The following is a 23771-nucleotide window of genomic DNA, read 5'->3' as shown; positions in this document are numbered from 1 at the left end:
TCCCGATGAAGCTTCAGCCCGCGGGGACAGGCTCGCGCGCGGTGGCGCGCCGTAACGCGGCCCGCGCGAGCAGGCGTGTCGAATCGAGCGTCGGCAGAGGCGAGTTGCCGTCATTCATGATCAGCGGAATTTCCGTGCAGACGAGCGCTACCGCGTCGCAACCCTGATCCCTCAGCCGCGCGATGATGCGCTGGAACGCGGCGATCGCGTCAGGCTTGCACACGCCATAGACCAGCTCATCCATGATGATGCGATTGATCTCCTCGCGTTCGTCCGCGCCCGGTCTGACGAAGTCGAGGCCATGCGCCTTGAGCTTTTCGGGGTAGACCTCGCTCTCCACGAGCCAGCGCGTGCCGGTGAGTCCGATGCGCCTGTAGCCGCGCGCGACGGCCTCGCCCGCCACCGCGTCGGCGATGTGCAGCCAGGGCAGCGGCGAGCGCGCCTCGATGAAAGGCAGCGCCTGATGAATGGTGTTGTCGGGGCAGATCAGGAAATCGGCGCCGATCGCGGCAAGCTTGTTCGCCTGCGCGAGCATGATCTCGCCGACGGCGCGCCAGTCGCCGCGATAGATGCAATCCATCGTGGCGGCGAGCGACGGCGTATGCATCGAGATTTCGGGATGCGCATGGGCCCCGAGAATCGCGGCGCCTTCGGCGCAGATCGTGCGATAGCACAATGCGGCGCCTTCGGCCGAGCAGGCCACGATTCCGATATGCTGGGGCATGGGCGTCATCCGTCCGACCCGCGCACAATAAGGGCGCGGAAGCGCGCGTCCAGCCGCAGATGTGATGTTTAAGCCGGCACGCGCACCGATGCGCGCAAACCGCCAAGCGGCGATTCCGCCAGGACGATGTCGCCGCCATGGCCGCGCGCGATGTCGCGCGCGATGGCGAGACCGAGCCCCGATCCGCCTTCATCCTGATTGCGCGACTCGTCCAGCCGATAGAACGGCTTGAACACATCGTCGCGCTTGTCGGCGGGAATGCCGGGCCCGTCATCGTCGATGGTGACCGTCAGCCAGCGGCCGGCGTGAGCCGCGTTGATCGCGATGCGGTCGCCATGGCGCGCCGCGTTGCCGACGAGATTCGACAGCAGACGCTTGAACGCGGTCGGCCTGACGACGACGGTGGGGTCGCCGGAAATTTCGATCGCCGTGACATGGCCCTGCCGCTCGGCGTCGAGCTTCAGTTCCTCCAGCAGCGCGCGAATGTCGGTTGGCGAAGAGGCTTCGCCGGCGTCGCCGCGCGCAAAGGCGAGATAGGCTTCGAGCATCTGCCCCATCTCGTCGGTGTCGCGCTTCAACTCTTGCGTTTCGGGCGTCGGCGGCAACAGCGCGAGCGACAGCTTGAAGCGAGTGAGGATGGTGCGCAGATCGTGGCTGACGCCGTTCAGCATCGCCGTGCGCTGCTCGATCGCGCGCTCGATGCGCATCTTCATTTCGAGGAAGGCGCGGCCGGCGTTGCGCACCTCGCGTGCCCCGCGCGGGCGAAATGCGATTTCACGGCCCTTGCCGAAGCTCTCCGCCGCCTCCGCGAGTTTCAGGATCGGCCTGATCTGGTTGCGCAGGAAGATGATGGCGACGACAAGCAGCACGAAGGACGCGCCCACCATCCAGACGATGAAGATATGCGAATTCGACGCGTAGGTCTGGCTGCGACGCGCGATGACGCGCATGGTCGCGTGCTCGAGCTGGACGCGGATCTCGACGAAACTCGAACGACCGACCGTGTCGATCCAGAACGGCCTCTTGACCATCCGGCTGATTTCTTCCGACAGCGTCTGATCGAGGATGGAGAAAAACGGTTTCGGGCCCGGCGGCGGCAGGGGCGCAAGCGGCAGGAAGTCGACCTCGAGATTAAGCCGCTCCTGCGCGATGCGCGACAGCGCCTCCGCCTTATCAGGCGACTTCATCTCCGCATAGAGATCAATAAGTGCGGCGATGTCCTGCGTCACCGCCTGCGACAGACGACGCGTCACAAGTTGATAGTGACGCTCCATGAAGACATAGGCGATGACCGACTGCAGCAGCACCATCGGCACGATGATGATCAGCAGCGAGCGCGCATACAGGCCTTTCGGCAGCGCCTTCCGCAATGCGATCGCGATCCGCTCATAGATTTCGAGCGGCGCGCGCATCAGGAAGATGACGGCGTTCATCGATCGATCATCAGCCTGTAGCCGACGCCGCGCACGGTCTGCAGCAGCAGCGCATGCGCCGGGTCCTTCTCGATCTTGCGGCGCAGCCGGTTGATCTGCACGTCGATGGTGCGTTCATTCTCGGCGTTGCCGCCTGCGAGCGCCTGACGCGCCACGGGCTCGCCGCCGGCGCGCGCCAGCATGTTGAGGATGTCGCGCTCGCGCTCGGTGACGCGGATGATCTCGTCGCCATTGCGCAGTTCGCCACGATCGAGCCAGTAGAAGAACGGCCCGAAGCGCACGGTCTCAAGCGACGCCGGCGCGGGCGCGGAATGGGCGACCGGCGCGGCGCGGCGAATGAGCTTTGTGACGCGCAGGATGAGTTCCCGCGGCTCGAACGGCTTGGTGAGATAGTCGTCCGCGCCGACTTCGAGCCCCTTCACGCGGTCATTGGCCTCGGCGCGCGCCGTCAGCATCAGGATCGGCACTTGGTCGCCATTGGCGCGGCGCGCCTGCGCGAATTCGAAGCCCGACACTTTCGGCATCATCACGTCGAGCAAGATACAGTCGAAGACGAGATGGGCGATCTTCGCTTCCGCCTCCATGGCGTTGGCGGCGGCGCTGACGCGAAAGCCGTGCTGACCAAGCAACCGCGCCAGAAGCTCGCGCAGCCGCCGGTCGTCCTCGACGACCAGAATATGCGGCGCGTCGTCATCGAGCGTCGCGACCTGGGGCGCTGTCGACATCAGATTTTTCCGCCCGTTCCACCGGCCACGACGCGTCGCACCTTGTCGCGCTCGCCCGCATCAACCATGGCCGAGAGGAATTGCCGGACGATCCGGTCGGCGCCGGATTGCGACAAGGCAAGCGCGCCCGAGATGCGCCGATTCTGCATCGAGGCGAGTTCGCGCGCGAGCGCCGCGCCGCGCTCCGTCATGAACAGCAGCCTCTGCCTGCGGTCGACGTCGCCTGGCCGCTGCTCGATATGCCCCTGATCGATCAAGTCCTTCAGCACCCTGTTCAGGCTTTGCTTGGTGATCTTCAGGATGTCGAGCAATTCGGCGATGGTGAGGCCGGGATGCCGATTGACGAAATGCATCACCCGGTGATGCGCGCGGCCGAAGCCGTCCCGCGCCAGAATCCGGTCCGGTTCGGACACGAAATCCCGGTAGGCGAAAAAGAACAGTTCAATCAGGGCGAAGTCGATCTCCTCCGGGGCGTCGTCCTCGCCAGAATGCGCCGCCTGCGCCGCTCTCGCCAATGATCGTCTCCGTCCGGCCCGAAATTTATGTCAGTGATATTGACATATCTCCGAGCGATTGTTACCCGTCAAGGCACGCCTGAGAAACTTTTGGTCGTTTGGGCGCGATTGTGCCCGCCAAACAGCCCTGGCGCCACTAAAATCACTTCCGGGAGCGCGTTATGAGCCTGATTCCCTTCGACGATCGCGACGGTTACATCTGGATGGACGGGCAGATCCTGCCCTGGCGCGACGCGAAGGTGCATGTGCTCACCCACGGCCTCCATTACGGCTCGTCCGTCTTCGAGGGCGAGCGGGCCTATGGCGGGGTGATCTTCAAGTCGACCGAGCATTCCCAGCGTTTCCGGGAATCGGCTGAGTTGCTCGATTTCGAGATCCCCTACTCCGTCGCCGAGCTCGATCGGGCCAAGGCGCTGGTCGTCGAGAAGAATGGCCAGCCCGACGCCTATGTCCGGCCGGTGGCGTGGCGCGGGTCCGAAATGATGGCTGTCGCCGCCCAGCAGAACAAGATCCATGTCGCCATCGCGAGCTGGGTCTGGCCGAGCATGTTCGACATCGCGACCAAGATGAAGGGCATCCGTCTCGACATCGCTCAGTATCGCCGTCCCGATCCGGCAACGGCGCCGTCGAAATCGAAGGCGGCCGGCCTCTATATGATCTGCACCATCTCCAAGCATCAGGCGGAGAAGAAGGGTTACGCCGACGCGCTGATGTATGACTGGCAGGGACGCGTCGCCGAATGCACCGGCGCCAATGTGTTCTTCACCAGGGACGGCGCGGTGCATACGCCGATCGCCGACTGCTTCCTTGACGGCATCACGCGCAAGACGGTGATCGAACTTGCGAAGCGCCGCGGCATGGACGTGATCGAGCGCCGGATCATGCCGGACGAGCTTGCGACCTTCAACGAATGCTTCATCACCGGCACCGCCGCCGAGGTGACGCCGGTGTCCGAGATCGGCCCCTACAAATTCACGCCGGGCAACATCTCGCGCACGCTGATCGAGGATTATTCCGCCGAGGTCCGGCCGAAGGCGAAAGCCGCCTGACGGAAAACGCAAGCTGAATTCAGAACGCCGGGCCGTCGCCCGGCGTTTTCATTTGGTCCAGCGCCCGGCCGCGGCGTCGTCCTCGTCCTTCGCCGCGACCCAGTCGCCGGATGATCCGTCCGCGCGATGCTCCTTCTTCCAGAAGGGCGCGCGGGTCTTGAGATAGTCCATCAGGAATTCCGCCGCCTCGAACGCCGCGCGGCGATGGCTCGACGCGGTGACGACGAGCACGATGTCCTCGCCAGGCGCAATGCGGCCGTAGCGATGAATGATCGTCGCGCCGAGAAGCGGCCAGCGCGCTTCCGCCTCGGCGGCGACGCGCGCGATCTCCTCTTCCGCCATGCCGGGGTAATGTTCGAGTTCGAGCGCCGCGAGCGCGCCTTCCTCGCTGCGGCAGAGGCCGGAAAACGTCACCACGGCGCCGACATCGACGCGCCCCGCGCTCAGCGCCCGCGCTTCCGCGGCGAGATCGAACGGCTCGCGCTGGATGCGAATCGTCGCCATCCCATCACGCCTTGCGCAGTGCGACGACCGTGATCTCGACGAGGTCCCGGCCTTCAAGCGCGACGCCGACGCAGGCGCGCTGCGGCGGGTTTTCGCGATCGACCCATTCGTCCCAGGCGCGATTCATCTCGCCCTTCTCGGACATGTTGGTGATGTACACCGTCGCGGACAGAAGCAGCGATTTGTCCGAACCCGCATCGGCGAGATTGCGGTCGAGCTGCGCGAGCGCACCTTTCGTCTGCTCATAAAGCGAGGGCGTCTTGTCCGGCGACACCGCCACCGTGAAGACCAGATCATCCGTCGCCACCGCCCGGCTGCGCGTCGCGATCGCGCCTGCGATGCGCGTGATCATCTCAACCTCCCGTCATCGGTGGGAAGAAGGCGATCTCGGTCGCGCCCGCGATCGCGGTTTCAGGCTTCACATGTTTGCGATCGATCGCGGCGCGCACCACCTTCTCGTTCTCGAAGGCGTAGGCGTATTCCTCGCCGCGCGTCTTCAGCCAGCGCGCGAGATCGGCGATCGTCGCGACATCAACGGGAAGATCGACGATCTCGGATTCCTTGCCGATCCGTTCGCGCACCCAGGCGAAATAGACGAGCTTCATGCGCGCCTCTTCATGCGCGTTTGTCGTCCTCTTCGAGGAGATGGGTCACGCCGGCCTTGAAATAATCGAAGCCTGTGTAGAGCGTCAGCACGGCGGCTGCGACCAGCAGCCAGAGGCCGATCGTCATGGTGTGCGGAATAATGACGTCGCCAACGGGCGCCGCGATCAGGAAGCCGATGGCGATGAGCTGCATCGTGGTCTTCCATTTCGCGATCCGGCTGACCGGCACGCTGACGCGCAACTCGACCAGGAATTCGCGCAGGCCGGACACCAGGATCTCGCGACACAGGATGATCACCGCGGCCCACACCCACCAGCCCCGGAGCGTGCCGTCGGCGACCACCATCAGGAGGCAGGCGGCGACGAGGAGCTTGTCGGCGATCGGATCGAGCATGCGGCCCATGGTCGTCTGCTGGCTCCAGGCGCGGGCGAGATAGCCGTCGAAATAGTCGGTGACCGCCGCGAGGAAAAACAGGATCAGCGCCGCCCAGCGGAAGGCGGGGTCGTTCGGCCACTCCATCAGCAGCACGATCGCCGGCACGGCCGCGATCCGCGCATAGGTCAGGATGTTCGGCCAGTTGAGCCGCCGCGAGGGGATGTCGGATCGGGCCATGGTCATGGCCTGTCATGGCGCCCCGGCGGACGCCCCGTCAACGCCAAGCGCCCTGCGCATGACGCACTGGCGCTTGCTCCCGCCGCGAGTAGGATCGCGCGCCCTCGGGAGACGTTGCGATGACCGCTCATGACAAGAACCCCGCCGACGCCCAGCCGGCTCTGCTCAATCTTGTTGGCGGACGCGACGCGGAGGCGACCGATCGTCAACTGATTGAGGTTCTTTGCCCCTCCGACGGCAAGGTGTTCGCCCATATCCAGCGCTCCGGAGCGGCTGACGTCGACGCGGCGGTGAAAGCCGCGCGCCGCGCCTTTGAAGGACCGTGGGGACGGCTGACGGCGACCGAACGCGGACGCCTGCTCGTGAAGCTCGGCGAGGCGGTCGCAGCGCGGGCGAAGGAGCTGGGCGAGCTCGAATCGCGCGACACCGGCAAGCCGCTCTCGCAAGGCAGGGCTGACGCCGACGCCGCGGCGCGCTATTTCGAATTCTACGGGACCGCCGCCGACAAGCTGCATGGCGACACGATCCCCTTCCTCAACGGCTACACTGTGGCGGTGATGCGCGAGCCGCTCGGCGTCACCGGCCATATCGTGCCCTGGAATTACCCGCTCCAGATCTTTGGCCGTTCGGTCGCCGCCTCGCTCGCCTGCGGCAACGCATGCGTGGTCAAGCCGGCGGAGGACGCTTCGCTGACCGTGCTGCGCGTCGCCCAGCTCGCGCGTGAGGTCGGCTTCCCCGACGGCGCGCTCAACATCGTGACGGGCTACGGCCATGAGGCGGGCGCGGCGCTGACCGAACATCCCGGCGTCGATTTCATCTCCTTTACCGGCAGCCCCGAAGTCGGCTCGCTCGTGCAGCAGGCGGCGGCGAAGCACCATGCCGGCGTGACGCTGGAGCTTGGCGGCAAGTCGCCCCAGCTCGTCTTCGCCGACGCCGATCTCGACACGGCGGCGCCGATCCTGGTCAAGGCGATCATCCAGAATGGCGGCCAGACCTGCTCGGCCGGCTCCCGCGTGCTGATCGAGCGAAAAATCTTTGATCGCGTTCTTTCCATGCTCGTCCCGAAATTCGAGGCGTTGCGCGCCGGTCCTCATGATCGCGACCTTGATCTCGGGCCTATGATCAATGCGAAGCAGCAGCGCCGCGTGAACGGCTTCATTGACGCGGCCATCGCCGACGGCGCGCCTCTGCTGGCGAAAGGCGCGATCGCGAGCGATGCGCCTGACGGCGGCTTCTACAGCGCGCCGGCACTGCTGGGACCCGTCAATCGCGACGCGCGGCTTGCGCGCGAAGAAGTGTTCGGCCCCGTTCTGTCGCTGATGCCCTTTGATGATGAGGCTGACGCGGTCGCGCTCGCAAATGGCACCGACTACGGCCTCGTCGCCGGCGTCTGGACGAATGACGCGAAGCGCTCGATGCGCGTCGCCCGCGCCATGCGCTGCGGCCAGGTGTTCGTGAATGGCTACGGCGCTGGCGGCGGCATCGAACTGCCCTTCGGCGGCGTGAAGAAATCAGGCCATGGCCGCGAGAAGGGTTTCGAAGCGCTCTATGAATTCTCGGCGACGAAGACGATCGTCGTCAATCACGGGTGATCAATCCTTCTCCAGATGTCATCGCCGGGCTTGACCCGGCGATCCAGGCGAATTCGAAACATTTTCATGGATCGCCGGGTCAAGCCCGGCGATGACATGGTAGAAACTTGATCGAAGAGGAAACATATGCGTCTCAAGGGAAAGTCCGCGATCGTCACCGGCGCGGCGCAAGGGTTCGGTCTCGGCATCGCCGAGACCTTCGCGCGCGAGGGCGCGCGCGTCGCGGTGATGGATCTCCAGCTTGAAAAGGCGAAGGAGGCCGCGGCGAAGATCGGCCCCTCCGCCATCGCGCTCGGCGGCGACGTGTCGAAGCAGGCCGATGTCGACGCCGCGGTGAAGGCGGCGGCCGATGCGTTCGGGCGCATCGACATCCTCGTCAACAACGCCGGCACCTCGCATCGCAACCAGCCCATGGTCGACGTTGATGAAGCGACCTTCGACCGCGTCTTCGCTGTCAATGTGAAATCGGTCTATCTCTTCGCGAAAGCGATCGTGCCGCATTTCCGCAGCCATGGCGGCGGCGTCATCTGCAATATCGGTTCGACCGCCGGCATCCGCCCGCGTCCCGGCCTCGCCTGGTACAATGCCAGCAAAGGCGCCGTAAATCTGCTATCGAAATCCATGGCGGTGGAGCTGGCGCCCGACAAGATCAGGGTGGTCGCCATTGCGCCTGTCGCCGGCGAGACGCCGTTGCTCGCGACCTTCATGGGTGAGGATACGCCGGAAAAGCGCGCCGCCTTCAAGGCCAGCATTCCCTGGGGGCGCCTGTCGGTGCCGCAGGACATCGCCAACGCCGCGCTTTTCCTGTGTTCGGACGAGGCGGAGATGGTCACCGGCGCGGTGCTGGAAGTGGACGGCGGTCGCTGCATCTGATCCACTCGCGAGGGGTGGGAGTAGCGTCATGGCGAGCCAGGGAGACGACAAGGTCGCGCGGCTGCCGCGCGCCTTTGTGCCCGATCTCACGGTAGCGATGCGTCGCGCGCGGCTTGAAGACACGGAGCGCTCGCAGACCGCGGCTGATCTGCGCGCCAGCGAAATCGCGCGCCTCGAACAATTGCGCGTCGCGCTTGAACCCATCTTCTCGCAGACAGGTTTGCACGCCGGCGCATTCGATCACGGGCTCGTCGCCGGCGAGACGCCGAAGCTGTTCATTGATCTGATCGCCTTCGTCGACTGCGGGCATGACCGCAAGACCTATCGCTTCGTGCAGGACAGCCGCCGCGGCCCTGTCACGCTCGCTGAAAGCGAGCGCGTCGATCCGATCGTCGAAGCGGTGACGATGTATGTGGCGCGCCGCATCGTCGAGCGCGAGAAAGCCATCGCGGCCGCCGACATTCCGCAAACCATCGCCGCCACGCCGCGAAACGTCGAGCCGCAGCCCGCGCCGAAAACGCGCTTCGGCGAGATGCTTGCGCTGCTCATCGTCGGCGCGCTCGCAGGCGCTGCGATTCTTTACGCCTGGCTCAAGATCGGCTCGCTCTGAGTCCGACGATGAAACTGCTGCCAAATCTGAAAACTGACGCCCGAAGGCAATGATGATTTCGCGCACGCTGACTGACGCCTTCATTCCCGAACTGCCCAGCCACTACAAGGGCAAGGTGCGCGAGAATTACGATCTGCCCGACGGCCGCCGCATCATCATCGCGACCGATCGCCTGAGCGCTTTCGACATCATCCTGACCTCGATCCCGTTCAAGGGGCAGGTTCTCACGCAAACCGCGCGCTACTGGTTCGAGGAGACGAAAGACATCTGCCCGAACCATGTTCTCGCCTATCCCGATCCCAACGTCGTCATCGCCAAGCGGCTCGACATTCTGCCCGTGGAGATCGTTGTCCGCGGCTATCTCGCGGGAACCACGGGCACATCGATCCTGACAAAATACAAAAAGGGCGAGCGCGAGATGTATGGCGTCAGGCTGCCCGACGGCATGCGCGACAACCAGAAACTTCCCGAAGCGATCATCACGCCGACGACGAAGGCTTTCGACGGCGGTCATGACGAGCCCCTGTCGGAAGCCGAAATTCTGTCGAAGAAGCTGCTGACGGAAGAGCAATGGCGGACGCTGTCGCGCTATGCGCTGGCGCTGTTCGCGCGCGGTCAGAAGCTGGCGGGTGAGCGCGGCCTCATTCTCGCCGATACGAAATACGAGTTCGGCATCGATTCCCAAGGCGAGATCATCCTCGCCGACGAAATTCATACGCCCGACAGCAGCCGCTACTGGATCGCCGCGAGCTATGAGAAGAATTTCGCAGCGGGCGAGCGGCCGGAAAGCTTCGACAAGGATTTCGTCCGCGCCTGGGTGGCGGCGCGTTGCGATCCCTACAAGGACCCGATTCCCGAGATTCCCGCCGCGCTGATCGAGCAGACCTCGCAGGTCTATATCAGAGCTTACGAGATGATCACGGGAAAGACTTTTGCGCCTGATCTCTCCGGCGCAACGCCGCTCGATCGCGTGCGGGAAAATCTGCGGCCGTATTTTAGTTGATATCGCGGGCGGCGTTCAGATCGCAAGATTGAGCGGACGTTCCGTAACCTCTCCGCTCGCTTCCATGCCCCGCTCCGTGATCGTGATCTCCCACGCGCCGCTTTCGTTGCGCACGGTCTCGATCGACAGCCAGACCGGCTTCCTGCCGCGCGCCGGATTGCGCTCTGACGACGAACCAACGCCGACGATCGGGACCATCGCGTCGCCGCCCTTGCGATGCGCGACGCTGGTGCGGTGATTATGGCCGTGCAGCACAAGTTCGGCGCCGGCCTGCGACAGCATCTCTTCGAATTCAGCCGCATCGCGAAGCGCGCGGTCGCGCGGCGCGCCGCCGACATAAGGCGGATGATGAATGACGATGATGCGGCAGAGCCCTTGCGATTTCAGCGCGGTCAGCATCAGGAACGCGGCCTCGATCTGCGTCTCGCCGAGCATTCCGCTGGCGTCGAAGGGCGGACGCGGGACCGCCGAATTGAGACCGATGATCGCGACGCCGGCGCGCTTGCGCAAATAGGGAAATTCCGGCGTCTGGTCGCAATCGCCCGTCATCCACGGCGCGAAGATTTCCCTGAGAGGCGCGACGCTGTCAGGGACATAAGCGCTGTGATTGCCGGGAACGAAGCTGACGCGTTGGGGGTCGCCGAAGCGTTCGAGCAGCTTCCGTCCGGCAATGAACTCCTCGCGCAGGCCGATATTGGAGACGTCGCCGCCGCAGATCACATGGTCCGGTTTCGCAGCGAGGATGTCGGCGACGATGCGGTTGAGCGCGGCCATGTCGTAACGCGCTTTGCGCGTCAGCCTCCAGTTGATGAGGCCGGTGATGCGCTTGCCCATCAGCGCGCTTAAGGAGACGCGCGGAATCGGCCCGATATGCGGGTCCGAGAAGAAGGCGATGCGGAAAGGTCGTTCGTTCACATCCCCGCATCGCCGCGCAGAGGCGCGCGCGTCAAGAGCTGCCGATATAAATGCCGGTCAGCAGGACCAGAATGCCGCCCAGCACGACCTGCACGATGGCCGAGGTGAAGGGCGTCTCCATGAATTTCCAGCGCACCCAGGCGATCGCGATGAGTTCGACGGCGACAATCAGACCGGCGACGACGGTCGCGGTCCAGAAATCCGGGATGAGGTAGGGCAGCGTATGGCCGAGGCCGCCGATTGCGGTCGCAATCCCGCAGGCCGCGCCGCGCACCCAGGGATGGCCGCGACCCGTGATCGATCCGTCGTCCGACAAGGCTTCCGTCAGCCCCATGCTGATGCCGGCGCCGATCGAGGCCGCGAGACCAACCAGAAACGCGTCCCATGAATTGTGAGTGGCGAAGGCGGCGGCGAAGATCGGCGCGAGCGTCGAGATTGAGCCGTCGATCAACCCGGCGAGAGCCGGCTGCACGATCTGGAGCACGAAGAGGCGCTTCTTCGTCGCATCCTCTTCGGCGCGAACGTCAGGCGTGACGTGGGCCTCTTCAAGCTTCGCGGCGAGGCTTTCATGCTTTTTCTCGACCTCGGCGAGGTCGCCGAGGAGACGCCTGACATCGACGTCGCGCGAACGTTCGGCGGCGCGGCCGTAGAAGGCGGCCGCCTCATACTCCATGAGTTCCGCCTGCTTGCGGGCGGCGTCGATCCTCAGGCCGTCCATCAGCCAGACCGGCCGTCGCTTCAGGAAGCCCTTCACGTCCTGGCGCGTGATGTAGGGCAGATCCTTGCCGAACTTCTGCTCATACATGTCGAGCAGCATGCGGCGATGGCCCTGCTCCTCCTCGGCCATGTCCTCGAACACCTTGGCGGAGCCGGGATACTGCTCGCGCAGACGCTGCGCGAAGGTGAGATAGATGCGTGAATCCTCTTCCTCATTGGCGACAGCGAGAGCGAGGACTTCCGCCTCTTTGAGATCGGCAAAGGCTTTCATGCGCCCTTGATTAGAATTATTCTAAGCAAAGTCAATTGGAATGATTCTAAATCAATCAGCCCGTTTCCCGTGCGTTAATTCGGGCGAATTGTCGACAAGGCTTGATTTCGCCATGATCTGCCTGTTTGACCGACCATGCGTATCCGGCGCATGCGCCGCGTAAGGGGCTTGGCGAGACCGTAACGGTCCGTTTACGCTTCTGGACAAGTTATTATTCATCATCTGGCGAGCGCGGCTCGCCCAGCACCAGGTGGAAACTTGCAAGCTGACCCCGCGCCGCGCGCCTCTGCTTTATCCCGCTTTGGCCGCCGCAGCCTTCTCGCCGTAGGCGTTTTCGCCGTCGCCGCGACGGTGACGGTTCGCGGCACGCCCTATGCGATCGCGCAGGGCGAAACGCGCACGCTGACCTTCATCCACAATCACACGAAGGAATCGGCGACGATCACCTTCAAGCGCTGGGGCTCTTACGACTATTCTGCGCTCGAGCAGCTCAATTGGCTGGCGCGCGACTGGCGCCGCGACGAAAAGATACGGATGAACCCCAAGCTGTTCGACGTGCTGTGGGAGGCTCATCGCGAGGCCGGCTCGTCGAGCCCGATCTATATCAACTCCGCTTATCGCTCGCCTGAAACCAACTCCATGCTGCGTCGGCGCTCGCGCGCCGTGGCCAAACACAGCCAGCACATGGAAGGCAACGCGATGGATTTCTACCTCGACGATGTGCCGATGTCGCGCATCCGTGAGGTGGGCATGCGCATGCAGCGCGGCGGCGTCGGCTACTATCCGAACGCGAACACGGTGTTCGTCCATCTCGATGTCGGCTCGGTGCGGTCCTGGCCGCGCATGACGCGCGATCAGCTCGCGCGTCTCTTCCCTGACGAGATGACGGTCCATCTGCCCGCCGGTGGCGGCGCCATGGCCCGTTACGAGGAAGCCAAGGCGATGATCATCGCCCGCGGCGGTTCGGTCGGCGGCTATAGCGGCGACGAAGAGACAGAGACCTTCGGCGGCGGCGCCGGATTCTTCGCGGCCCTGTTCGGCGGTGGCCGCGGCGGCGGCGGAACGCCGGCGGCTGGCGGCGGCGATGACGCCGGCATGCGCAGCATCGCCATGGGCAACACCAAGGCCGGCGAGTCCGCTCTTGGCGCAGGCGGCAACGGCGCGGTGATGGTCGCTTCGAATCGCTCGCTGCGTGGTCGTCGCGGCCGCGCGGTCGAGACGCAGGTCGCGTCGGCTGAACCCGCTCCTGCGCCAGCGCCAGCTCCTGCAGCCGCTCCAGCTCCTGTTCCAGTTGCGGCGCCTGCGCCGCAGCCTTCGCCGATCTTCAGCCTGTTCGGCTCGCCAAGCGCCCAGCCGGCGCCTGCGCCGGTTCAGGTCGCGGTTGCGTCGAAGCCGGCCGACGAACCGAAGACGAAGGCGATCCCTGTCATCGCGCAGCTTCCGATGCCGCCGCTCAGGCCGGCTGAGTTCTCGCGCGCGGCGATTGCAAGCCTGAGCGATATTCCGATGCCGCCGGCGCGTCCGACCGATCTCGCGCCGGCTCAGCCTGTCGCGGTCGCCGCCGCCGAGCCGCCGAAGCCGGCGCGGGCCGACGACGCGCTGGGCGCCATCATCCGCCGCTCGACGTCGCCTGACGACGCGCCTCGCGCCCCGCCGCAGGTCGCCGCCTACGCTCCCGTCGAAATGCCGCTGCCGCCTTCGCGCCCTGGCGGCATCCGTTCGGCGACGCCGGTGGTCGCCTCCGCGGGCTTTGCGCCAGCGGGACGTCAGGAATCGACAAAGGTTGAATCCCCCACGACGACGGCCGTGAGCGAAAAAGCTCCGAGCACATCGAAGCTGGCGCTGGCCCCGGTCGACGAGATCCTCATGGAGTTCCGGCGCAAGGCCAATGTCGGCCCGTCGGCCGGTTCCTTCACCGGCCCTGCGGTCAAACCGCTCGCCCAGTCGCTCACGACTCGCTGATATCTGCGCGCTATTCGCGCGCGCCGGCGAGAAAGTGGATCACTTGCTTGCCGTGGAAAGGCGAGCGCTCAATACGCGCCTCGACCTGGAACACGTCGCGGATCATTTCTTCCGACAACACCTCGTCAGGCTTGCCTGCGCAGAGCAGCCGGCCGCGATGGAGCACCGCGATCTCGTCGCAGAACATCGCCGCGAGATTGAGATCATGCAGCGCGACCACCGCCGTCGTCCCGAGTTTGCGCACCAGCGACAGGATTTCGAGCTGATGCTGGATGTCGAGATGGTTGGTCGGTTCGTCGAGCAGCAGCTCTTTCGGCGTCTGCGCCAGCGCGCGCGCGATATGCACGCGCTGACGCTCGCCGCCTGACAGCGTGTGCCAGAGCTGGTCGCGGCGTTCGGACATATCGACGCTATTCAGCGCCGTCTCCACGGCTTCGGTGTCGATGGCAGTCCAGGATGAAAGCAGTCCGCGATGCGGCGTGCGGCCGAGTCTTACGACATCGATGACCGTCACCTGCGCATCCGTCGTCGCCTGTTGCTCGACGAAGGCGGCGCGACGGGCGATCGCCGCGCGCGACATGGCGGCGACATCGAATTCGCCAAGCGTGATCACGCCGCTCGCGACATTGCGCAGCCGGCAGATGAGACGCAGCAGGCTTGATTTGCCGGAGCCGTTGGGGCCGACGAGGCCAAGCATCTTGCCTTCAGCCACGGTGATCGTGACGCCGTCGACGATGATCTTGCCGCCGGCGCCCCATCGCACATCTCGTGTTGCGATCGTCATTGCGGCCGCCGCGCGCGATAGAGGATGACGGCGAAGGCCGGCGCGCCAAAAAGCGCAGTGACGACGCCGATCGGCAGCACCTGCTGCGGAATGAGAATGCGCGAGATGATGTCGGCGATCACCATGAAGATCGCGCCCATCAAAAGCGACGTCGGCAACAGCCGCGCATGACTTGGCCCGACGAGAAAACGCGCCACATGCGGAATGACGAGGCCGACAAATCCGATCGAGCCGACAATGCTGACCATGACAGCCGTCATCGCCGCCGTGACGCTGAACAGCAGGAGCCGCACGCGCGTCACCGCAACGCCGAGCGCGGCCGCGGCGTCGCTGCCGAACGTGAAAGCGTCGAGCACGCGCGCATAGAGCAGGCAGATCGAAAAGCCGATCAACGCCACCGGCGCGGCGACATAGAGATCAGGCCATCTCACGCCGCCGAGATTGCCGAGCAGCCAGAACATTACGCCCCTCGCCTGCTCGGCGTTGGCCGACGTCGTGACGATATAGGAGGTCAGCGCATTGAAGAGCTGCGAGCCCGCGACGCCTGAGAGAATGATGCGATCGCCACCGCCCGAACCCGCCGCGAGCAGGGCGACGAAGATGAGCGCGGTCGCGGCGCCGATGAAGGCGCCGCCGGAGAGAGTCAGCACGCCCGCGCCGAGCCCGCCGATGATGACGGCGACGGCGCCGGTCGACGCGCCGGCGGAAATCCCAAGCACATAGGGCTCCGCCAGCGGATTGCGCAGAAGCGCCTGCAGGATCGCGCCCGAAATCGCCAGCGCGCCACCGCAACAGGACGCGATGAGCGAGCGGCTTAAGCGATAATCCCAGATCACGCCTTCCTGGATGCGGCTGATTTCAAACGACGCGCCGAAGAGACGGTTAGCAACAGCCTTGAACGTCGCATCGATCGGAATCGCCATCTCGCCGATCGAGACGGCCATGGCGATCGCCAGCGCAAGCAAGAAAACACCAGCGCCTGCGAGCAGCGCCCGCAGGCCCCACGGTCCTCCCATAGCCCCCGCTGCGTTCAATCGACCATCCCGAACATCTTCAGACTCTTCGCGAAGACTTCGACGCCGTCGATCGTCCGTATCGAGGGATTCATCGCCTGCGCATCCATCACGACGATACGCTTGTTGCGCACGGCGGAGAGTTTGCTTGCGACGGGATCCGTCTCGAGAAATTTCAGCTTCACCTCGACGTCATCGGCGGGAAAACGCCTGCGATCCATCCGGGCGATGACGATGACCGCGGGATCGGTCGCAGCGATGCTCTCCCAGCTTGTCGTCGGCCATTCGTCGTTGACCTTGATGACATTCTGCGCGCCGATCTTCGACATGATGTAGGCTGGCGCGCCATTCAATCCGGCGACAAAAGGATCGCCCTTCACTTCCTTGCTCGAGAACCAGAAGAGCGTCGACACCTCAGCCGCTTTCGCTGCGGCGACGGAGGCCGCGGCCTCTGCTTCGCGCCTCTGCAAGCGAGCAACGAGCTCCTCGCCCTTCCGCTTCACATCGAAGATCTCAGCGAGTTCGCGGATCGCCTGATAGACCGGCGCCGTCGTCACCATTTTCACGCGCACGCCGTCGCCGCTGCCGGAATTGTCCTTGTCGGCGCAGTCAGCGGGAGCGACATAGGTTCCGATCTTCAAATCGGCAAACTGCTCGCGCTTACCGACGCGGCCATTGGGGCCGAGATGCCACTCATATTGCGCGGTGACGAGATCAGGCTCCTGCGCGATCACGGATTCGAAGCTCGGATCATTGTCGGCGAGACGTTTGATCTTCGCATTCTCGGCTTCGAACGGCGCCATCACAGGTCCGAACCAGACCGCGGTTCCCGCGATTTTGTCGCCGAGCCCGAGCGAGAACAGAATCTCGGTCATGCTCTGGCCAAGCGACACGACCTTTTTCGGCGCGCGCTCGAAAGTGACCGAGACGCCGCAATTCTTGACGGTCAGCGGATATTTCGTCTGCGCCGCGACCGGCGCTCCGGACCAACACAGGCCTGCGAAAATCGCGGCGCCAAATGAAAACAGATTGCGGGCGTGCGAGCCCCGGGAAGGAAAAACCATGCGACCTCCTGCGCCGTCCCACCGACGGCTGAGTGATGTCGCGCTGGCCGGTCTCCTGGCTCGCGGGTCGCTGCTTCAGGCCGCCTTCCCGATCCCACGGGGATCAGTGGTCGAATGGCCTTCAGCTCGCCGCTTACAGTTGCGGGGGCAGCTGCGGAATTGGCTTTCGCCTTCACCGCATTCCCGTTTCACCCCGGACCTCCAGGGCGCCAACGCACCGCGCTGGTAGCATGGGGCCAAGCGGCCCTCAACGGGCCTGACGCAGGAGCGACGGCGTCCCGCTACGCCATCCCAAGGGCTTGCATATAGAGTTCGAGGATCGCCTCTTCCTCCTGCCGCTCGGCCCTGTCCTTCTTCCGCAGCCGAATGATGGCGCGGATGGCCTTGCTGTCGAAGCCACGGCCCTTCAGCTCCGCAAACACCTCCTTGATGTCGGAGGCGATGCCGGCCTTTTCTTCTTCCAGCCGCTCGATGCGCTCGACGAACTGCTTGAGCTCATCGGCTGCGACTCCGGTGTCGGCGACGTCCGCGGTCATCTCCAAATCCTCTAGATCACGCCGCATTTTGATTGAATCAATCAAAATGCGGGAACGTGATCGATTCCAAAAGTTTAGAGCATGGCTTTTGCGAAAAATCGGGTCCCGCTTTTTCGCGCCATGTTCTAATGCGACGCCGGCGCGGCCTTTCGGCTCGCGGACGACCTGATCGAACAGACGCAAACCCTCGGCGCGACCCTCTAGGGCCGGCCGGACAAGCGCCGTCAGTGCTGCGGATTTGCTTTGGCGAAAGCCGCCTTCTGTTCAAGCGTCGCGTCGCGCTGATGCAGGCTTTTCCACTGTTCGTAGGGCATGCCGTAGACATGCTCCCGGCTCTCGTCCTTGGTGAGCGCGACCTGCTGCGCGTCGGCGGCGTCTTTCAGCCAATTCGACAGGCAGTTGCGGCAGAATCCGGCCAGATTCATCAGATCGATGTTCTGCACGTCGGCGCGCTCGCGCAGATGCGCCACGAGGCGGCGGAAAGCGGCCGCCTCCAGCTCCGTCATGGTCTTCTCGTCGATATCGCTCATGTCGTGAGCTCCTTCTGCGCCGGCGCGGCGCAGTCGCTGTCCGCGTCCGGCCGCCGATGCCGCGTCGCCACGCGGCTGCGATAGAATTTCACCTCATGCACATCTGGCGCGGCAAGCAGCGGTTTCAAGACACTGGCGAGCCGGACGCCCCATGCGCGCGCACTGACGGCGTCCACGATCAAATCCTGCCGCACCTCGGTCAGCAAATTGGCGAGGCCGCGCGCCGTGGCGTGCCGGTCGATGGTGTCGCCCGCCAGCGCGCCGTCATAGGGTTCGTTGTCGCCGACGACGAGATCGCTCTCGCGACGCAGCGCCTCGATGCAGGGAACGGCCAGCCTGGGATCGGCGTCCCAGAGAAGGCCAACATGCCAGGGCCGCGGCGCGCCCTTCCAGACCGGCGTGAAGCTGTGATTCGAGACGATCGCGGGAACGATCCCGGCCGCCTCGAAACGATCGAGCATGGCGATGATCTCGCGATCATAGGGGTCGTAGAAGCGCCGGATGCGGCGCATCACCTCATCATCATCGACGCGGGCGTTGCCCGGCACGATCGCGCCGTCCGACAGGCGCATCACAAGCGTCGGATCGTCGCGGCCGCGATTGGGATCGATCAGCAGGCGCGAGAAGGTCGTCAGCACGGCCGGCGCATTCAGCGCCTGCGCCATGGCCCGCGTCATCTCGGCCGCGCCGATGTCATAGGCGATATGGCGCTCAAGCTCCGAGGCCGGCATCCCCAGATCGCCATATTCGGCCGGCATCGCGTTCGACGCATGGTCGCAAAGCAGCAGCACGCCGGAGGATGGGTCGCCGTCGATGATCTCGACACGCGCTTCGGACGCAGGGGAACTCTGGAGCATGGGCGATTGGCGGAACGTCAGCGGATGGGAATTGTCACAAGCGCTGGCGCGCGGCAACGCTCGTCTTTGCAATCGGCGCGCAAGGTGGCATCGGTAGGGCGGGCGCGGGATTCGGAAACTTTGCGCGCCCTTGTGATTGCTGATCGCCCTTGATGAAATCGTCCGCCCTCTTCCGCGCGCTGCTGTGGCTGCCGATTGCGATCGGCGCCGCAACGTTCGGGCCATCGGCGAAGGCCGATTTGCGTCTCTGCAACATGACCACGAGCCGCGTCGGCGTGTCGCTCGGTTTCCGCGATCAACAGGGCTGGGTGACGGAAGGCTGGTGGAACATCTCCGCCAACGCCTGCGAGACGTTGCTGAAGGGCGAACTCGCCGCGCGCTATTACTACATCCATGCGCTCGACTATGACCGCGGCGGCGAATGGGGCGGCAAGAGCTTCATGTGTACGCGCGATCGCGAGTTCACGATCCGCGGCGCCGACAACTGCCTCGCGAGGGGCTTTGATCGCACCGGCTTCTTCGAGGTCGATTCAGGCGAGCAGAAGAGTTGGACGATCCAGCTTCTCGATCCGACGCGACCGCCGCCCGCAGGACCGCTGCCATCAGGCGCGACGCCGCCTCCGCCTGCCGGCGTCGCTCCCCGCCTTCCCGCCTCGCCTCTCGCGCCGCCCACGGCGACGCCTGCGCCAAGCGCGTCGCCGTGATCTAGCGCGACGCGAGCGCGCGTCCCGTCCGCGCCATCAGCGAGACGATCGCATCCGCCACGATGTCAGGCGCGAAGTGATGCGGCGCATGACCGACATTGCGCAGCACGGTGAGCTCCGCGCCGGCGATCTGTTCCGACAGCGCCTTTGAATGGATCGTCGGCGAGACGACGCTGTCGGCGTCGCCGGTGATAATTGCAACCGGCGCGATGATCTCGCGATAACGCGGCGCCTGCTTCGTCACGAACGGCTTCAGCGCCGCGACGTCTTCCGCATTGGCGCGGAACTCTTGCGGCCGCAGCACGAGCGGAATCTTCGCGCGTTCGAGATAATCGGCGGACGGCGCCTGCGGCGCGAACGCAGACGCTGCGCCGGCCTTCATCCCGATGAGACCCATCGGCAGCGTCAGCGTATTGGCGAAGATCGGTCCGATCCAGGGATGCGCAGCGGGCTCGTAATACCAGCTGATTCCGCCAGGCCAGGGATGACTCACAGGCGAGATCAGGACGAGCCCTGCGACCTTGTCGCTGTGATCGAGCGTGAGATTGAGCGCCGCCGCGCCCGCCATGGAATGCGCGACCACGACGGCGCGCTTCACACCGATCGCGTCGAGAAATGAAGCCATGATTGTCGCCTGCCGCGCGGGCGAAGCCGCATCGGCGCCGCCGATGCGATCGCTCCAGCCATGGCCTGGCCGATCGATGCTGATGATGCGGAAGCGGCCGCCGAGCGCATCATTGAGCGCCATCGGGAGTTCAGCATGATTGCTCGACGCGCCATGGACCATCAGCAGCGGCGGCGCGCCCGCTGAGCTTCCCGGCGTGTCGGTGTAATGAAGCCGCCCACCCGCGACTTCGACGAAGCGGCCCTCAGGTGGAAAGCGCGCCGCAATGCGTTGAGCCTCGATCCGCGTCAGCGCAAATCCTGCGACAAGGATCAGGACCAGCGCGCCGGCGATCCAGGACAACAAGTTCGCCAAGCGCGCCACGGCAGCCGAAATGAGAGATCAGGTGTCCCGGCCGTCTACGTCAGGCGCGAGCTTGTCGATCACGCCCTTGACCATCGGCATGCGCGGATTGAGCGAAAGCGCTTTGCGGAAGGCTTCGAGCGCATGCTTCTTGTCGCCGTTCGACAGGAGAATCTGTCCGAGCCCCGCGAGCGCGCCGTAATGACGCGGCTCGCGCGACAGGGTTTGCCGCACGTCGAGCATCGAGCGCTCATAGTCGCCAAGCATGAAGAACGCGGTGGCGCGCTTGTTGTAAGCTTCCGCCCATTGCGGCTCGAGGCCGATGACGCGGTCGAGCAATTCGATCGCCTGCGGCAGATCCTGCTCGCGCGGCTGCATGGCCGTCATCGCGCGGGTCATCAGGAGGTCAGCGACGTCGCTGTTCGAACGCAGCCAGCGCCGCTCGATGAGGTTGGCGATGCCTTTCGCCTCGTCTTCGTCTTCGGCCTTCTGCAGCCGCTCGAAGAGAGCATCGACGCTGCGCGTGTCGGGCGGCGCCTTCCCGGCGTCAGGCTTGGCAGTTTCAGTCTTCGGCGCGGCGGGTGGAGCGCCGGGCGCGGGCTGCGGCGTCTGGGCCAGCGCGGCGCTGGCGGCCAGAGCGACGATGGAGGTCAGGAGCCATCGAGTCATGCCTAGAGAGTAGCAAGACCCGCGCCGCGGTCAAAAGCAGAAGGGCCGTCGGAAGCGCTCCGGCGGCCCAGAATGACGACAAAGTGAAGGGTCGGGCCCGCTGGCCCGAACGTCAGCCCTGGCGGGCCTTGAAGCGGCGCTGCGTCTTGTTGATGACGTAGACGCGGCCCTTGCGGCGCACGATCTGGTTGTCGCGATGGCGCGCGCGCAGCGATTTCAACGAGTTACGAACTTTCATGGCTCTGTCCGTTCATCCGGTCGCCGGCGAAGGCGGGCCAGGTGGTATGGGGAATACGGTCTGAGCGGCGCCTGCGATCCCGGTTTCCCCGAGTCGCGGGCGGGCGCGCCCTCCGCATGCGGGCGCGATCAATCATCAGAAGACGCAAAGGTCAAGGCCGGCCCCTGTCTTTATGCGCCGAATGGCCTCTGAAACAGCGTTTTGATCTGGCGTCGCCCCCGCGTCACACCGCAGGATTAGGTCTTGCCGCGGTTGCCGATCAACCGATTCCCGACCTTCGATCCCGGTCCAAAGCCCATGACGCGCCCCAACGGCTCCCCCGCGACCCGCGTGATCCTCGCGGTCTTCGACGGCATGCGGCCGGACATGATCAGCGAGAAGACGACTCCGAACCTCATGCGGCTGGCCCGCCGCGGGATCTGGTTCCGGGAGGCGCGGAGCGTCTTCCCGAGCATGACCCGCGTCGCCACCACCTCGATTGCGACGGGCGCGCCGCCGCGTGTCCACGGCATCGTCGGCAACGCCTTCTACTGGCCGGCCGCCGCCCGAAAGCATGCGCTCGACACCTCACTCATCGACGACATAGCCCTCCTCGAAGCGTCGGACGGACGAGCGGCGACCGCGACGACCTTCGGCGACCAGCTCGCGCTCGCCGGCCGCAAGCTGGCCATCGTCCATACCGGCAGCGCGGGCTCCGCGTACCTCCTCAATCCGCGCGCCCGCGCCAACGGCCATTGGACTTTTTCGGCCTTAGGAGAGGATCACACCCAAACGCCCGAGGCCGTGCGCCAGATGATCGCGCGCTTCGGCGCGCTGCCGCCGCGCAGCCTGCCCCGCTTCGAGGAAATCGATTACGCCGCCACTGTCATGACCGAGCATGTGCTGCCGGTGATGCAGCCGGACGCGGCCGTGGTGTGGTTCAACGAGCCCGACACTTCGTTCCACTACAAGTTCATCGGCGCCGCGGACTCGATGGCGGTCATCCGCCACGCCGACGCCGCCTTCGGCCGCATTCTCGACTGGGTCGATGCGCAGCCTGACGCCGACAGATTTGCGATCATCGCCGCCTCCGATCACGGGCAGATCGCGACCTCCGCCGAGATCAATCTCGCGGGCCGTCTCACCGAAGCCGGGCATCGCGCCGTACGCGCCGCGGATCGCAACACCGATGGCGCGGCCGTCGCCATCACCGGCGGCAATATGGGCGAAATCCGCATTCTCGATGGCGGAGCCGAGCGCAGCGACGCCATCGCCCGCTGGCTGATGGAGCAGCCCTGGATCGGGCACGTCCTTTCGCGCGCGCGCAATGAAATCGAAGGCGAAGCGGAAGGCACATTCGCAATATCCGCCGCGGGCCTCGATCACGCGCGTCAGCCCGATCTCGTCTATGTCCTGAAATCGAATGAAGATCGCGATCCCCAGGATTGGCCGGGCGTCGGCCTGATGACCGGCGGCGTGCCGCTCGGCGGCGGCATGCATGGCGGCTTCAATCGCTATGAGCAGAACACGCTGCTGATCGGCGCTGGAGCCGGGTGGAGCGGCGCTGATGTGATGACGAGCGCGCCCGCGGGCATCATCGACATCGCGCCGACCATCCTCGATCTGCTCGGCGTCGAACGTGCTTCAACGATGACGGGAAAATCATTGCTCGATGCGGCTGCGGACGAGGCCGAGATCAAGATCATCGAGACCGGCGTTGGCTCGTTCCGGCAGCGCCTCGCCTATCGCGAGGCGGACGGCCGGCGCTTCATCGTCAGCGGCCAGCCGCAATAATTGTTGCGAGCGAAAGGGCCTATGGGACGAGGTAGTGATCGTCCCAGTCCTTGCGCGGCACCATCGGCCCGAGCTGATAGCTGAAATTCTCGACGCCCAGTCCATCGCTCGTCGCATGGCAGCGATAGGACAGATGATACCATTCGCCATGGCTGCGGATCGCGGCGCCAGGCGCGGTCACTTCGCTGCCACTGATCTTGTTGTCGGCGAAGGCGTAGGCGACGACCTCGTCGGGCCGATAGCCCTTTTCCACCTTGCCGATCTCGGTGATCGCGCGCCCGTTGCAGCTCTGTTCGAGCCGCGCCTCCAGCGAGAACTTCATCAGGGAGGGGCCCGAAGGCCTTGCATGGCCGCGCGCTGACGCAGGAAGCGAGGCGGCGATGAGAGCGCCGGCGACGAAGATGAGACGGATCATGGCCGCCGCGACTAGGAAGAGATTGCGGCGGCTTTTCGGCGGCCGCGTTGCGCCACAAACAAGGCCGGCCGGCGCGGACGGCCTCCGGATTGCGGCGCAGCGCGCCTCAA

General features: G+C 65.1%; 28 protein-coding genes and 1 riboswitch. Of the genes, 8 read left to right on the top strand and 20 right to left on the bottom strand.

Annotation, left to right across the window (positions count from 1 at the left end):
• Positions 1-13: 13 nt before the first annotated feature.
• The 4 genes from L8F45_RS00970 to L8F45_RS00955 form a co-directional block, all read right to left on the bottom strand.
• Complete coding sequence (locus tag L8F45_RS00970) at positions 14-724, bottom strand: aspartate/glutamate racemase family protein (protein WP_342361019.1); 711 nt, start codon at positions 722-724, stop codon at positions 14-16.
• 68 nt (positions 725-792) lie between these two features.
• Complete coding sequence (locus tag L8F45_RS00965; protein WP_342363335.1) at positions 793-2136, bottom strand: ATP-binding protein; 1344 nt, start codon at positions 2134-2136, stop codon at positions 793-795.
• Positions 2137-2153: 17 nt separating this feature from the next.
• Positions 2154-2882, bottom strand: a complete 729-nt coding sequence (locus L8F45_RS00960; protein ID WP_342361018.1) for a response regulator — start codon at positions 2880-2882, stop codon at positions 2154-2156.
• Positions 2882-3343 carry a MarR family winged helix-turn-helix transcriptional regulator gene (locus tag L8F45_RS00955; protein ID WP_342363334.1) on the bottom strand — a complete coding sequence of 154 codons (462 nt, stop codon included), beginning with the start codon at positions 3341-3343 and terminating at the stop codon, positions 2882-2884. Before L8F45_RS00955 ends, L8F45_RS00960 begins: the two co-directional genes overlap by 1 nt.
• A 215-nt stretch (positions 3344-3558) precedes the next feature.
• On the opposite strand from L8F45_RS00955, the gene L8F45_RS00950 reads away from it, so the two are divergent.
• Positions 3559-4446, top strand: a complete 888-nt coding sequence (locus L8F45_RS00950; RefSeq protein ID WP_342361017.1) for a branched-chain amino acid aminotransferase — start codon at positions 3559-3561, stop codon at positions 4444-4446.
• Between the two features lie 48 nt (positions 4447-4494).
• Here the strand turns inward: L8F45_RS00950 and L8F45_RS00945 are convergent, their stop codons facing one another.
• From L8F45_RS00945 to pgsA, 4 genes are read right to left on the bottom strand one after another with little or no spacing between them, the layout of a single operon-like run.
• A complete protein-coding gene (locus L8F45_RS00945; protein ID WP_342361016.1) occupies positions 4495-4950 on the bottom strand; it encodes a molybdenum cofactor biosynthesis protein MoaE in 456 nt (151 codons plus the stop codon).
• 4 nt (positions 4951-4954) lie between these two features.
• Positions 4955-5302: a RidA family protein gene (locus tag L8F45_RS00940; RefSeq protein WP_342361015.1), complete on the bottom strand. Its 348-nt coding sequence runs from the start codon at positions 5300-5302 to the stop codon at positions 4955-4957.
• Position 5303: 1 nt separating this feature from the next.
• Positions 5304-5555, bottom strand: a complete 252-nt coding sequence (gene moaD / locus L8F45_RS00935; RefSeq protein WP_342361014.1) for a molybdopterin converting factor subunit 1 — start codon at positions 5553-5555, stop codon at positions 5304-5306.
• 10 nt (positions 5556-5565) lie between these two features.
• Positions 5566-6174: a CDP-diacylglycerol--glycerol-3-phosphate 3-phosphatidyltransferase gene (gene pgsA, locus L8F45_RS00930; RefSeq protein WP_342361013.1), complete on the bottom strand. Its 609-nt coding sequence runs from the start codon at positions 6172-6174 to the stop codon at positions 5566-5568.
• Positions 6175-6287: 113 nt separating this feature from the next.
• Here pgsA and L8F45_RS00925 point away from each other — a divergent pair, with 113 nt between their 5' ends.
• The 4 genes from L8F45_RS00925 (at position 6288) to L8F45_RS00910 (ending at position 10246) form a co-directional block, all read left to right on the top strand.
• Entirely contained in the window at positions 6288-7760 is a 1473-nt protein-coding gene (locus tag L8F45_RS00925; RefSeq protein WP_342361012.1) for an aldehyde dehydrogenase family protein, read from the top strand.
• 126 nt (positions 7761-7886) lie between these two features.
• Positions 7887-8633 (top strand): glucose 1-dehydrogenase, encoded by a 747-nt coding sequence (locus L8F45_RS00920; RefSeq protein WP_342361011.1) that lies wholly within the window; start codon positions 7887-7889, stop codon positions 8631-8633.
• A gap of 28 nt (positions 8634-8661) precedes the next feature.
• Positions 8662-9243, top strand: a complete 582-nt coding sequence (locus tag L8F45_RS00915; protein WP_342361010.1) for a hypothetical protein — start codon at positions 8662-8664, stop codon at positions 9241-9243.
• Between the two features lie 52 nt (positions 9244-9295).
• Positions 9296-10246, top strand: a complete 951-nt coding sequence (locus tag L8F45_RS00910) for a phosphoribosylaminoimidazolesuccinocarboxamide synthase (RefSeq protein ID WP_342363333.1) — start codon at positions 9296-9298, stop codon at positions 10244-10246.
• 15 nt (positions 10247-10261) lie between these two features.
• Here L8F45_RS00910 and L8F45_RS00905 read toward each other — a convergent pair whose 3' ends face one another.
• Positions 10262-11161: a metallophosphoesterase family protein gene (locus L8F45_RS00905; protein ID WP_342361009.1), complete on the bottom strand. Its 900-nt coding sequence runs from the start codon at positions 11159-11161 to the stop codon at positions 10262-10264.
• Between the two features lie 31 nt (positions 11162-11192).
• Entirely contained in the window at positions 11193-12149 is a 957-nt protein-coding gene (mbfA, locus tag L8F45_RS00900) for an iron exporter MbfA (RefSeq protein WP_342361008.1), read from the bottom strand.
• Between the two features lie 258 nt (positions 12150-12407).
• Between mbfA and L8F45_RS00895 the strand changes: the two genes are divergently transcribed.
• On the top strand, positions 12408-14111 hold the full coding sequence (locus tag L8F45_RS00895) for a peptidoglycan L,D-endopeptidase MepK (protein WP_342361007.1): 1704 nt from the start codon (positions 12408-12410) through the stop codon (positions 14109-14111).
• A 10-nt stretch (positions 14112-14121) separates the two neighbouring features.
• On the opposite strand, the gene L8F45_RS00890 is transcribed toward L8F45_RS00895, so the two are convergent.
• The 6 genes from L8F45_RS00890 to L8F45_RS00865 form a co-directional block, all read right to left on the bottom strand.
• Positions 14122-14895, bottom strand: coding sequence for an ABC transporter ATP-binding protein (locus L8F45_RS00890; RefSeq protein WP_342361006.1), 774 nt, complete (start codon positions 14893-14895; stop codon positions 14122-14124).
• Entirely contained in the window at positions 14892-15911 is a 1020-nt protein-coding gene (locus L8F45_RS00885) for a FecCD family ABC transporter permease (RefSeq protein WP_342363332.1), read from the bottom strand. The genes L8F45_RS00890 and L8F45_RS00885 overlap by 4 nt, the downstream gene beginning before the upstream one ends.
• Positions 15912-15925: 14 nt before the next feature.
• Complete coding sequence (locus L8F45_RS00880; RefSeq protein ID WP_342361005.1) at positions 15926-16972, bottom strand: ABC transporter substrate-binding protein; 1047 nt, start codon at positions 16970-16972, stop codon at positions 15926-15928.
• 28 nt (positions 16973-17000) lie between these two features.
• Positions 17001-17201, bottom strand: a riboswitch (cobalamin riboswitch).
• A gap of 52 nt (positions 17202-17253) precedes the next feature.
• The gene (locus tag L8F45_RS00875) at positions 17254-17508 is read right to left on the bottom strand and encodes a DUF2312 domain-containing protein (RefSeq protein ID WP_342363593.1); all 255 of its coding nucleotides are present in this window, start codon (positions 17506-17508) and stop codon (positions 17254-17256) included.
• A gap of 224 nt (positions 17509-17732) precedes the next feature.
• Positions 17733-18038 carry a DUF1244 domain-containing protein gene (locus L8F45_RS00870; protein ID WP_342361004.1) on the bottom strand — a complete coding sequence of 102 codons (306 nt, stop codon included), beginning with the start codon at positions 18036-18038 and terminating at the stop codon, positions 17733-17735.
• Entirely contained in the window at positions 18035-18895 is an 861-nt protein-coding gene (locus L8F45_RS00865) for an N-formylglutamate amidohydrolase (protein ID WP_342361003.1), read from the bottom strand. The genes L8F45_RS00870 and L8F45_RS00865 overlap by 4 nt, the downstream gene beginning before the upstream one ends.
• Before the next feature lie 152 nt (positions 18896-19047).
• On the opposite strand from L8F45_RS00865, the gene L8F45_RS00860 reads away from it, so the two are divergent.
• Positions 19048-19599 (top strand): DUF1036 domain-containing protein, encoded by a 552-nt coding sequence (locus tag L8F45_RS00860; RefSeq protein WP_342361002.1) that lies wholly within the window; start codon positions 19048-19050, stop codon positions 19597-19599.
• A 1-nt stretch (position 19600) separates the two neighbouring features.
• Here the strand turns inward: L8F45_RS00860 and L8F45_RS00855 are convergent, their stop codons facing one another.
• The 3 genes from L8F45_RS00855 to ykgO all read right to left on the bottom strand — a co-directional run bounded on the left by L8F45_RS00855 (position 19601) and on the right by ykgO (position 21473).
• Entirely contained in the window at positions 19601-20566 is a 966-nt protein-coding gene (locus tag L8F45_RS00855) for an alpha/beta fold hydrolase (protein ID WP_342361001.1), read from the bottom strand.
• A gap of 39 nt (positions 20567-20605) precedes the next feature.
• Positions 20606-21235 (bottom strand): tetratricopeptide repeat protein, encoded by a 630-nt coding sequence (locus tag L8F45_RS00850; protein WP_342361000.1) that lies wholly within the window; start codon positions 21233-21235, stop codon positions 20606-20608.
• A 112-nt stretch (positions 21236-21347) separates the two neighbouring features.
• Positions 21348-21473 (bottom strand): type B 50S ribosomal protein L36, encoded by a 126-nt coding sequence (gene ykgO / locus L8F45_RS00845; protein WP_342360999.1) that lies wholly within the window; start codon positions 21471-21473, stop codon positions 21348-21350.
• Between the two features lie 243 nt (positions 21474-21716).
• On the opposite strand from ykgO, the gene L8F45_RS00840 reads away from it, so the two are divergent.
• The gene (locus tag L8F45_RS00840; protein ID WP_342360998.1) at positions 21717-23246 is read left to right on the top strand and encodes an alkaline phosphatase family protein; all 1530 of its coding nucleotides are present in this window, start codon (positions 21717-21719) and stop codon (positions 23244-23246) included.
• A 19-nt stretch (positions 23247-23265) separates the two neighbouring features.
• On the opposite strand, the gene L8F45_RS00835 is transcribed toward L8F45_RS00840, so the two are convergent.
• On the bottom strand, positions 23266-23661 hold the full coding sequence (locus L8F45_RS00835; RefSeq protein WP_342360997.1) for a DUF930 domain-containing protein: 396 nt from the start codon (positions 23659-23661) through the stop codon (positions 23266-23268).
• Positions 23662-23771 lie beyond the last annotated feature (110 nt).

The organism is Terrirubrum flagellatum (assembly GCF_022059845.1).
Classification (GTDB): domain Bacteria; phylum Pseudomonadota; class Alphaproteobacteria; order Rhizobiales; family Beijerinckiaceae; genus Terrirubrum; species Terrirubrum flagellatum.
Note: the sequence above shows the minus strand (reverse complement) of the source record. Positions and strands in the feature narration are given on the sequence as shown.